Source organism: Pseudomonas sp. 18.1.10 (genome assembly GCF_024655625.1).
Classification (GTDB): domain Bacteria; phylum Pseudomonadota; class Gammaproteobacteria; order Pseudomonadales; family Pseudomonadaceae; genus Aquipseudomonas.
This window is the reverse complement of the sequence record NZ_JANLGL010000001.1, coordinates 51,957-62,909: the sequence shown is the minus strand read 5'-3', so window position 1 is coordinate 62,909 and position 10,953 is coordinate 51,957. Positions and strand designations below refer to the sequence as shown.

Genomic DNA, 10,953 nt, shown 5'->3' with positions numbered 1-10,953 from the left:
GGCTCACACAGCTCAACTGTGGGAGCTGGCTTGCCTGCGATGGCGGCCGGTCAGGCTCAGCGCCAGCTCCAGGACACACCGGTGTAGATACCGCGACCATCCGCCGGCGTGGAACGCGCCATGTCCACGCCTTTGTCGTCATAGCCCGGGGTGATGGTATTGGCGTACCGCCGATTGGTGAGGTTGCGCAGGTCAACCCAGGCTTGCCAGTCCTGTTTCGGCGCGTCGTAACCAAAGGTCGCACCGACAATGGTGTAGGACGCGGCGGTGTAGGAATTGGCGTAATCCACCATCACCTTTGACGAATGCTCGGTATTGAAACTGCTGTAGAACCCCGTCGGATGGCTATAACGCAGTTGCCCCTGGTAGTAGTGCTTGGGGATGCCCGGCAAGGTGTTGCCGCCGAAACGGTCGTCGTCACGGTAGTGGAAGTCGCTGAAGGTGTAGGCCTGGCGCAGGGCCAGCTTGCCGTTGCGGCCGCCATCCCACAGCGGGGTGAGCAGGCCCAGTTCCAGGCCTTGGTGGACAGTGGGGCTGGCGTTGTTTTCGGCGACGATGGCGTTTGTCATGGCGGTCTGGGCCTGGGTTTCCACGGTGAGCAATTCGTGGCGCACTTCGGAGCGGTACAGCGCCAGATCCCATTGGCCGAACCAATGTTCGCCGCGACCGCCGATTTCCAGGGTGGTGGCGGTCTGGTTTTTCAGGCTTATGCCTTCGCGCGCCATGCCGTTGGCCGGGCCGCTGGTGAAGTACTTGTTGGAACCCCAGATCATCGACCACGCATGGGGCGGCTCGACCGAGCGGCTCAGGTTGCCGTACACCTGCAATTGCGGGTTGAAGTCGTAACGCAGGCCGATGCGCGGCGCGTAGTCCCAGTCGTGCTGGCTCAACGGCGCGTGGGTGTCCGGGTAGGTCACTTCGGTTTCACGGCGGGTGTAGATCGCCGCAAGGCCGGTGGTCAGCCACAGGTCGGGCACCAGTTCCAGGTCGTTGCCGATATGCAGCACGGTGTCGGAACCCAGGTAGCTGTAGTCGCGGGTCTTGGTGCCGGGGGCATAGGTTGCCGTGTTCCCGGCCGGTATGCGCACGTATTCCGCGCCGCCGTTGTTGGGCATCGCCTGGGTAGTGCGCAGACCGATTGTGGTTTTGCTGTCGTGGCCGAACAGCGTGTCCTGGCGAATGTAATTGAGGGTGCTGCTAATATCGGTGTAGGCGACTTTCAGGCGAATCGTGCCTTCGCGCAGGTCCATCGGATAGTCGTGGTACGCCAGGCCGAACTCGACGCGAGCATTGTCGTCCAGTTGCAAGGTGGTCTTGTTGGCGATCCAGGTCGAGCCCGGTTGCAGGCGCTTGGAGTCACGGGCGGCGTTGAGGTTGTTGGCCGCGCGGGGGTCGTGGCTGATCTGCTCGCGGGTGAGTTTGCCCGGGGTGTCATTGGTGGTTTCGCGGTAGCGGAAATAGAAACGGGTTTCCAGTTCCGGGCTGAAGCGGTAGCCAAAATTGGCCGCCATGCCCTTGCCCGTGGCGGCGCTCTGGCGCTGGTAGCCGTCGGATTCGGAGTCGGTGAGGCTGATGTAGTAATCGGCATCTCCCAGCACCTGGCCGGAACTGATCTCACGCTGGGCGTAACCCTTGCTGCCCGCCTCATAGCGCAATTGCAGCTTGGGCGCGTCATAGCCGGTACGGGTCACGTAGTTGACCGCGCCGCCCAACGCCAATGCGCCCTGATCGAAACCGTTGGCGCCGCGCAGCACTTCGACGCGGCTTTGCCACAGCGGGTCTTTCAACTCATAGGGGGTGCCGCCAGGGCCGGTCAGCGGCAGGCCGTCGAACATTTCATACAGGCCCGAGCCATGGGAGCCGGGGCTGCGGTTCAGGCCCGAACCGCGGATCGACAGTTTCACCCCTTCGTTGTTCGCCGCCTTGGCGTACACCCCGGCCTGGTACTTGAACACGTCCTCGTTGGTGCTGACCCGCCCCTGCTGCACGCTGTTCATGTCGATGTAGTTGGTGCCACCGGGCACACTCTTGAGCTGGGCCTCGGCGATTTCGCCGGCGCTGGCTTCGCTGCTGGTGACTTCGACCGGGGCCAGTTGCAGGTCTTCGGCGTGTACCAGTGAGCTTAAGGTCAGGGCGGCAAACAGGAGCGGAGGTTGGCGCAACAACATGGGGCGGGTCCTTGGAATTCGGGGGGACGTAAAAGGCGGGGCCCAGATGGGAAGACAGGGACGCCCGGCAAGTCACTCCTGATTAACGAACCAGCGCCGTGGTGCACCAGGAAAGAATGCCCGGCGCAGGACTTGCAACCAACCCTAAGGAAACAATCGATCTAACCACGCTGAAAATTCAGCGTCTGCATCAACTCATCCGCCTCTGAACCCTGGGGAAACCGAAAGCCATGCATCTCTTCGGTGCCCAGGATCTCAGCAAGGGTTTCGCACAACTGCGCTTCCGTGGGCGAGTCGCGCAGCAGTTTATGCGCAGGCAACAGCAACTCAGCGCAAACGCCTTGAACACTCGCGACGTCAATCACGGCAAACAGGATAAATCGCAGGCGGATTTCGCGTTCAGTCGGCCAACGCGTTTTTGACTTACCCAAGGCAGGCACTCATTTTTAAGAAAAGTCCGAGGCTATTGCCGAGTGGTAGGCGTTTCAAGCAGCGCTTGTGAAGTTAGGCCTATTCCTACATAGGAACAAGAAACAGCGCACTCTTAAACATCGCGCAGTCGCGTGCGCGTTGCTTGCCAGCACATCAGCGAGCCTACGGTCACCAACACGGCGCCCTGCCAGAACTGTGCGGTCAGGTGGGCACCCAGCCACACAGCGGCAAATGCCGACGACAATACCGGCGCAGAATACGAGGCCGTGGCCAGCAAGGTCAGGTTGCCGCGCAGGATGCCCAGGTTCCACAGCGCGTAGCCGCCGGCCATGGCAATGCCCGCCGCGCCCAGTTGCAGGCTGCTGTTGAGGGTGAATGCGGGCAACACTTCAGTGCTCAGCGCGTATTTCAACCAGAGCACACAGGCGGCCAGGGTAAAAAACAGCACCACCAGGTTTTGCCCACCGGCGTAGCGCCGGGTGACGTTGCAGTACAGCGCAAACGTGACCGCGCAGCCCAGGGCGAGGCTGTAGCTCAGAGGGTTGGTGTTCACGTTGGCGACGAGGGTGGCCAAGGCCAGGCCATCGCCGCTCACTACCCACACGATGCCAAACAACGCCAGCGCGGTGCCAGGCAGGATCAGCCAGCGGGCTTTCTGCCCATTCATGACAATGGCGAGCAATACGGTCAGGCAGGGCCACAGGTAGTTCACCACGCCAAGCTCAATCGCCTGGTTGCGATTGCTGGCGTAACCCAATGCCAGCGACAGGCACAATTCGTACGCCACAAACAGCGCACTGCCCACAATCAAGTAGAACCTGGATGTCGCGCGCACCCGCGGTCGTCCTAGGAACAGCACCAACAGCCCCGCGCCCAAGGTGTAGATCAACGCCGCGCCGCCCAACGGGCCAAACAGTTCACTGACGCTGCGGATAAGCCCGGCGGCGGTACTCCACAGGAGAATCGCTACCAAACCGCATGCAGTGGCTGCACGCTCGCTGTTGATCTGCATGGTGACCTCGTGGGCAACGCGGGAGGGGTGAAATGCGGCGCAAGTCGTCTATCACGCTGCAATTGGACATTTTTAGTCACACGAATGTAAAGCCGCTTATGTGTGGTGCTTACTGCACCGGCAGGAAATTCATCAGCAACAAGCTCTGCGCATAGTTGACGCCGATACGCCGGTAGCGCTCATCCAGCAGTTGGGTCAGCAAATCGAGCCGCGCAACGATCTTGCCGAACTCCACGGCAAAGCTGAGGTTGCTGCCCTCCTCCGAGATTTCGTTGGAAAACAGCAACAACACCCCGTTGGCATCCTGGCGCTGGCTGAGCAGCCAGGTGGCCTTCTCGATGTTGCGCGCGGCGTTGCTGACGAATTGTGGGTTGATCGCGTCGGTGATGTAGAACTCGGTGCGCCCGCCATGGGCGGTGACGATCATGCTGCCGATCGCATAGATGAAGGCGCCGACCCGGTCGCCGCGAAACTCCGGGCTCAGGGAGTAACTCAATGCGGCCAGGTCGCGACGTTCGCCAAGGGCTGGCAGTGAGCGGCGGTTTTCGATGGCCAGGCGAATTTCCCGGGCCGCGCTCACCGCGTCCGGGTAGCCCGATTGCCGCCATTGGCTGGGGTTGCGCAGGTAGAGCTTGTTCATCAACAGATACAGGCTTTGCAGGTTGTCGCGCATGCCCAGGGTCGCCATGCGATCGACGCTGGTCTGGAAGAACTCATCCGGCTTGCCGTTGCTGAACTGCTTGACCATGTCCTGCGCCTGCTGCTGGCTGCAACCGGCGACACACAGCAGGAACGCGGCAACCAGGAGCAGTGGTTGCCGCATCCGGCGACGTTTACATCTGGCTTTCAGGCGATCTATCGGCACCAGGTCTCGCTCTTGTGTCCACGGGGAATGAATGCAGTGGGGTCACAGATAGAGCGAGGAAATGCAAAAAAGTGCGATAGGCGATGGCTTAAACCGCCGCCTCAAGCAGCAACACCGTGGAAGGCCCGGCGCGGAACGTAGGATTGTGCCGACTGGCTTCTTGCATATGAGCCGTGCGGTGGTGGGCTTCCAACGTGGCTTTTGATGCCCACTTCTCGATCAGCACGAAGCTGTCGGGGTTGCCGGCCACGGGATGCAGGTCATATTGAATGCATCCCTCCTCTGCCCTGACCAAGGGCGCCAGTTTTTCAAACGCTGCCAATTGGTCGGAACCGCGACCCGGCTGAGCAGTGATAATGACGACAAGCCGTACTTCATCTGACATGGACTACACCCTGCACTGTGGGAAAGGAAACCACAGAGTATGCCAGCCGCGTAGCCGTCGCACAGTCCTACAAAAAGGTTGCACCAGGCGCTGTCCTTTCACACCGTTTTCACAGTCAAGCGCTTATGGTCAAACCAGCTCCTAATGAACATCCCTTTTAGCCCGTGCTCCCCATCACGGGCTTTTCTTTGCCTGAGATTTGGTGAAGGTCCGAAAACGGCCCCGGCTGACCGATCAGATGGGACTGAACGAAACGGCGCCCTCACCCGGCAGCGGCGGCGCCAACTGCAAGGTATTACGCCCCATGCCCTTGGCTTCATACAGCGCTGCATCCGCCCGGGCCAGCAGGCTGGCGGGGGTGTCGGACGCCCCTGGCACCCCGCAACACACGCCGATACTGATCCGCACCGCAATGCTTGACGCCCCATACCGCGCCGGCGTCTCGGCCAGCGACGCGCGCAGTTCATCGAGTACCGCCACCGCACCTTCAGGGCTGCTCCCCGGCAGCAGCAGCAGAAACTCCTCGCCGCCATAACGGCCGATGCTGTCGGCTTGGCGCAGGCGCTGGGACAGGTGCCCGGCACAGTGAACAATCACTTCATCCCCCGCCAGATGGCCGTGCACATCATTGATCTGCTTGAAGTGGTCGATATCGACCATCGCCACCGCCAGGCTGGCGCCGTCGCGGCGGGCGCGTTCCAGCTCCTTGGCGAACTGTTCGAGGATCGCCCGGCGGTTGAGAATGCCGGTCAGCACATCGCGCAACGCCAGGTATTGAAACCGCGATTCACTGCGCTCCTTGGACAGCAACACCAGGCCCAGCGAAATCATCATGGCCGTGAACGTGCCGATGCTCACCGAAATGGTTTGCTTGAGATTGCTGACGTCATAGCGCATCTCTGCCGCACCGCCGCCGAACACCGCCACCACACGCATGCCCAGGCCAATCAGGCTGATGCTCGAGCCAATTATCAGCAACAGGCGCGCCCGCCCCTGGGCCGGGATGTAGCGCAGCGTCCAATAGATAATCAACGCGCACTGCAACATCAACACAAAGGTAGCGGCGAGCATGCGCGGTTCCAGGGTGTCGATCAGGCTGGCCATTAACACCGCCATCAACACCGCCGGCGCAAACGCCCGCCACCAGGCGACTGGCAGCTCAACGATGCGAAACACGCTGGCACCGTAAAAAGCCAACGCCACGGCCAGCAGCGTATTGGCGACGCCGTAGGTAAACCACAACGGCGCATGCCCGTAAAAGGTGTAGCCAACGTAGGCCAAAGCGTGGGCGAGCAAGCCAAAGCCAATGGTGAGCAGGCTGTCACCCCGATTGAACTGGCCGACCAGGATCAGACAAAACGCCATGATCGTCGCCACCAGGGCGACACAGGCAAAAAGCGTGGGGGTATGGGCGATCATGGGGGCTCACCGGGCGCTGTCAGCAGCTGTTGTGCTGGCTAGTCTAGTTGAGCGGGCCCGGCGTCGATATGGGTTTGTCGGTACGGTGTTTCGTGGTGCTACAGCGTGATTGAAGTTGCGGGGTAGAACAGCGTGTTGAGCACGAACAGGATCATCCAGAAGCCAATTTCCAGGGTTTCGGTAATCGGCTGAATGCGCTTCAGCGCGCCATAGACATGCACGACAAACATCAACGCAAACACCACAAACAGCACATCGAAGGCGTAGCTGAAACAGGTGCCGGTGGTTGCCGAACGCAGCATGGTCGCTTCCACCACCAGGATGAAAGCCCCCAGGCAGCGGCCAAAATAGATCGCCAAATGCTGGTGCTCGGGAATCGTCCAGCGCATGGCGCGTGCCCAGGCAATTGGCGCGATAAAAATCGGCAAGGCGAAAAACAGCGTCGTGGTCACCATCAGGGTGGTGATGTAGAGATGGCTGTATTGGGCGTAGTAACCGAGCATTGTTAACGTCCTTGTCCATGGGCAGTGTCGGTTGGCAGGATTGCAGCCGAAAATGCTCAAGTCCAATGGAAACAGGGCGTGCAGGACCAAAGAGAACAGGCTTGGGTGATTGGGATTAGTACGCAAGGTGGGTGTGGGAGCAATGGCTACGACAGCCGATGAACGACATCCGCAACCATTTTTTCAGCGCGGCTCATCCCATCAATCCGTAAGACCGGAGCCGCTTGCCCTGACAGCCACGCCTCATGCCACGCGCGGTTGCGTCCTGAAAAGCTCGGGTCGTCGTACTGCGCGGCCCACTCGCGAAAGGCGATGTGTATCTCATGCATATCGCCACCCGGTGCGATCCGTTCGCCAAAACGCTGCTTCTCGCGTGCAGCCAGCCGCTCCAGGCGAACGGGCGTGGGTGTCACAACGAATACAATCAGATCGACAGCGGCAATCAGCGCATCGCCCCAGTCCATGCAGGAGCCTGTCAGCACCCACTCATCGCCACCGAATGCTTGCTGGATTAATGGCACGCGCTCACTGGCGGGTCGCTTGGTCGTGAACGGTGGGTTGGTGGGCATCCAGTAGAAATCATCGACATCGACGTGGGGCATGGCGAGTTGTTTGGCGAGGTTTTGGCCCAGGGTCGTCACGCCTGCGCATGAGGCGCCGGTGATGTAGATCCGCATTTCTTCCCCCGTGAGTACAACGCATTGTTGAGTTCAGCAAACCAGCGTGACCCAACGTACCCATTCACTTTCGGCGCCGCGTCGCAAACAGAGGCAGCCAAAGGAACACCAAGCCTCCCGCCAGAATGCCGACCCCAAAAGTGTGCATAAAACCTTCTACGTTCATCGCGATGGTGGCCACGCCTGCTGCCACCCCGGCAGTGCCTACGATTCGAATGCTTTTACTCGGCGATTTCAATTCCATTGCGTTGAGGCTCCCTTCAAATAATTGGCTGAGTCTATCGCACTGCATCCGGTTCACATCCGTGCGAAAGCGGCCAATGAGATTCTTGATCTGGGGGATAGAGGCCAGAAACACAAAAGCCCCGCTTTCGCGAGGCTTTCGTCTGAATCTTGGCGCAAACCAGGAGTTCGAGCCCTGGGAGTGCGGCATCCTGCGAAGCCTTTTCAGCGCTTCCTGAGTGGCAAAAGACGCACTCTGACGTGGAGTCGTTATTTGGCTTGGCGAAGCACAAGCTGCGACAGACGAGTCTTGACTCGGAAGCAGAATTCACGAATTTGGAATTGATAAGCGGGCATGACCATGTAGTTCAAATCCGAGCCCAACGAGTCTTTGACTTCCATGTACTTGGCAGTCTTGGCCGCAATGGCTTGGTATTCGGCCTCGTACTTCACGTAGGACGCTTTGTTGTAGAGCTTCAAGACATCCAGCTCTTTACGGCATTGCTCAGCGCGATTCTGGTTCAGATTCGTGTCTGCTTCTGACTGATCCGCGTCGGCTGAGGCAGCGGTTCGCGAGTCATAACTGGCGGCCGCAGGAGCTGCCTCGTAACGCACGGTGTAATTGGGTGGTGTCGAAGGTGCGACTTCAGGTGGTGCTGGCTGGACGACGGCAGGAGCTGGAGTCACTTCAGGTTTTTCTGGAGTTTTCGTAGCGCATCCCGCGAGGGCAAGGCCTACCACTACAACGATGCCACACATTTTATCCATCGGTTTCACCAAAAAGTAATTACGGCTGGCTGAGTCGTTAGGTTCTGGGTAAAAGTAATAACTCATTGAATGATCGAGTGTAATTTTCTACCAGACTCAAGGCGCTCAGCCTCTCTTCCTTGAGTACACAGACGAAGGATAGTAGTAAAAAAACAAAGAGATGACGAGTAAAAGCTCGTCAGAAAAGCGACAAATTTGATGGGATATTTTCTGTGGGGTTGGCACCCCAGTTCGGCTACAAATTTTTGACCATCCAAAGTGCCAACACAAATGCGGTGGCATTCGTACAGCGGATGGGCTTTACGCCTTTCGACAAAGAGCGACATTGGGTCGGATCAATACCTGATATTCGGCCGCCCTGACTACACGCTGAGAGATCTGTGCGGACCGCCACAAAGAATTACCACCCAACATTTAACGCTCTTGGCTACTTTCACTCGCCATTGCTAACTGCACGCCCGCCCGGTCGTGCAGACTCTGGAGCGTGAACCATGACCATCGGATCTACCTACGATTATCCGGCCCTAATTGCCAAACACTTGCCAACAGACGATAAATCTGTATGGCGAGGGCGCTTCCCAAGCCCGCCGGACTTATGTTTCAACTACCGAAAACTGGTTGAACACGAATCCGGTATCGCCACCGCCACTCAGCCCGATTACAAAATCTGCATCGTCGGAGCCGGTGTTACAGGGTTGACCGCCGCTCGGGAGCTATTTCGATGCGGATTCAACAACGTGACATTGCTGGAGCAGTCCCATCGCATTGGCGGCCGCCACTTAACGGTGCTTAACACCGGACAATCTCCCTTATTAGGTCAAACACCCTTCGAGATGGGCGCCATGCGTATGCCAATGTTCAACCGGGCGGGCGAAGCACCACTGGAGGGTCAGTCGTTATTGGCTTACTACTGCAAGCACTTTGAGTTGCAGCTTTCGGACTTTCCCAACCCAGGTTCAGCTCATGTCCGCAGTACCGGCATTTACCTGCGCGAAGGTTTACTGGAGAGGCCGTCAGAACCGCAAATGCTGATTTGGAAAAATCCTGAGGGTGACATACCGCCTCCAACGGAGAAACTACAGCAGGTGTATGCCAAGTGGCGCCACTTTGCCGATCAGATGACTCGCCAAGTCGCGCAGGTTTACGGCACACCACAATGGGAATCACTGTGGGCCACAATCGTCGCGCGCTACCAAAATCTGTCCTTTCGCGATCTTGTCACCTTGCCGAGCCAAATCTGGAACGCTGATCACCCTGATGATTTTGGTGGCCTCGGCATGAGCCCGGAGGAATCCACGATTTTCTATTCCATCGGGATTGGCGACGGCAGTTGGGGCGCGTTCTACGACACCTGCTGCCTCTACCCCCTACGCACGGCGATCTTCGGCTTTAGTAGCCAGTTGCAACTAGTACATGGCCGTGTGGACGCCGAAGGCAACCCCATGCAATCGCCGTATCTGGGCGTCCCATCGCTGGTTGACTGCAATGGCCTGGCGTTTGACCCACCGCGCTATCTCGGCCTGGCTGCGCTGGATGAGTGCTTGTTATTTACACCGACAAAAGCCAATGGCCCTTCGTTTTACGACCATTGTCGGCAGGCCGGTGAAGGCTTTCTGACCGACAGTTCGGTGACCCGCCTGACCAAACTTGAAAACGGCCAAATTCGCGTGACCTACGACTGGAATGCCAGCAATCGCAGCGATAAATCGGAGCGCCATGAAGACTTCGACGCCGTAATCATGACCCTGCCCTCCTGGATCATCGAAACCCATATCCAACTGGAAAATTTCAGTCAGCCAATGCTGCCGTACGCCATCACCAACGCTTACAAAACCGCTCACTGGGAAACCAGTTGCAAGGTCTACGCCCCGCTGAAAAAGAGCTTCCTGTCGAAAAACAAACAGATCCCACAGATCATGGTCACCGACAGTTTTGTTCACGACGTGTACACCTACCGTTACCACGACGCCTACCCCTACGACTGCATTTTGCTCAGTTACACCTGGGAGGACGACGCCAGTAAGTTGGCCTCGTTTGACGATAAGACCCTGGTCAAAAAATGCGTCGCCGAACTGGATCGCATCATGTTGCGGTCCAGCAATATCAAAACTCCGATTTCGCCGTACATCGCGACCAAGCACGCGGTGGTTCAACGCTGGATGACCGACAAAAACGCCTTGGGCTGCGCCAAGCTGTACCGTGCAGGCACTTACTACGACGCCGTCAGCTTGATGAAGTACAACCGCGATTACGCCCACGTTTCCGGGCTCTATCTGTCAGGGGAATCGTTTTCTGTGGATGCCGGTTGGACCGAACCGTGTTTGCGGGGAGCTATTGATGCGGTCATTCATCTGTGTAACACCACTCAGGCCAATTTCAATGGTGGCTTTAGTCTGAACGATTACCCGAACTACCAGGCTCAGCCTTTTGGGCAACAACCTACATCTCTCGCGGAAGCGGACTACTGACGAGCATACAAAAAAGACCTCCTACTTAAGCATC

11 protein-coding genes are annotated in these 10,953 nt (G+C 58.3%); 1 reads left to right on the top strand and 10 read right to left on the bottom strand.

Annotated features, from left to right (window positions below; genetic code table 11):
- Window positions 1-56: 56 nt before the first annotated feature.
- The 10 genes from NUV89_RS00305 to NUV89_RS00260 form a co-directional block, all read right to left on the bottom strand.
- On the bottom strand, window positions 57-2,168 hold the full coding sequence (locus NUV89_RS00305; RefSeq protein ID WP_257779838.1) for a TonB-dependent receptor domain-containing protein: 2,112 nt from the start codon (window positions 2,166-2,168) through the stop codon (window positions 57-59).
- A gap of 161 nt (window positions 2,169-2,329) precedes the next feature.
- Window positions 2,330-2,599 carry a hypothetical protein gene (locus tag NUV89_RS00300; RefSeq protein ID WP_257779837.1) on the bottom strand — a complete coding sequence of 90 codons (270 nt, stop codon included), beginning with the start codon at window positions 2,597-2,599 and terminating at the stop codon, window positions 2,330-2,332.
- A 113-nt stretch (window positions 2,600-2,712) separates the two neighbouring features.
- Window positions 2,713-3,612: an aromatic amino acid DMT transporter YddG gene (yddG, locus tag NUV89_RS00295; RefSeq protein ID WP_257779836.1), complete on the bottom strand. Its 900-nt coding sequence runs from the start codon at window positions 3,610-3,612 to the stop codon at window positions 2,713-2,715.
- Window positions 3,613-3,721: 109 nt separating this feature from the next.
- Window positions 3,722-4,435 (bottom strand): hypothetical protein, encoded by a 714-nt coding sequence (locus NUV89_RS00290; protein ID WP_257779835.1) that lies wholly within the window; start codon window positions 4,433-4,435, stop codon window positions 3,722-3,724.
- Between the two features lie 130 nt (window positions 4,436-4,565).
- Window positions 4,566-4,862 (bottom strand): putative quinol monooxygenase, encoded by a 297-nt coding sequence (locus NUV89_RS00285; protein WP_257779834.1) that lies wholly within the window; start codon window positions 4,860-4,862, stop codon window positions 4,566-4,568.
- Window positions 4,863-5,096: 234 nt separating this feature from the next.
- On the bottom strand, window positions 5,097-6,281 hold the full coding sequence (locus NUV89_RS00280) for a GGDEF domain-containing protein (RefSeq protein WP_257779833.1): 1,185 nt from the start codon (window positions 6,279-6,281) through the stop codon (window positions 5,097-5,099).
- Window positions 6,282-6,379: 98 nt separating this feature from the next.
- Window positions 6,380-6,784 carry a hypothetical protein gene (locus NUV89_RS00275; RefSeq protein ID WP_257779832.1) on the bottom strand — a complete coding sequence of 135 codons (405 nt, stop codon included), beginning with the start codon at window positions 6,782-6,784 and terminating at the stop codon, window positions 6,380-6,382.
- Between the two features lie 146 nt (window positions 6,785-6,930).
- Window positions 6,931-7,461, bottom strand: a complete 531-nt coding sequence (locus NUV89_RS00270; RefSeq protein WP_257779831.1) for an adenylate kinase — start codon at window positions 7,459-7,461, stop codon at window positions 6,931-6,933.
- A 64-nt stretch (window positions 7,462-7,525) separates the two neighbouring features.
- Window positions 7,526-7,894: a hypothetical protein gene (locus tag NUV89_RS00265; protein ID WP_257779830.1), complete on the bottom strand. Its 369-nt coding sequence runs from the start codon at window positions 7,892-7,894 to the stop codon at window positions 7,526-7,528.
- Between the two features lie 59 nt (window positions 7,895-7,953).
- The gene (locus NUV89_RS00260) at window positions 7,954-8,517 is read right to left on the bottom strand and encodes a hypothetical protein (protein WP_257779829.1); all 564 of its coding nucleotides are present in this window, start codon (window positions 8,515-8,517) and stop codon (window positions 7,954-7,956) included.
- 425 nt (window positions 8,518-8,942) lie between these two features.
- On the opposite strand from NUV89_RS00260, the gene NUV89_RS00255 reads away from it, so the two are divergent.
- Window positions 8,943-10,919, top strand: coding sequence for an FAD-dependent oxidoreductase (locus tag NUV89_RS00255; protein ID WP_257779828.1), 1,977 nt, complete (start codon window positions 8,943-8,945; stop codon window positions 10,917-10,919).
- Window positions 10,920-10,953 lie beyond the last annotated feature (34 nt).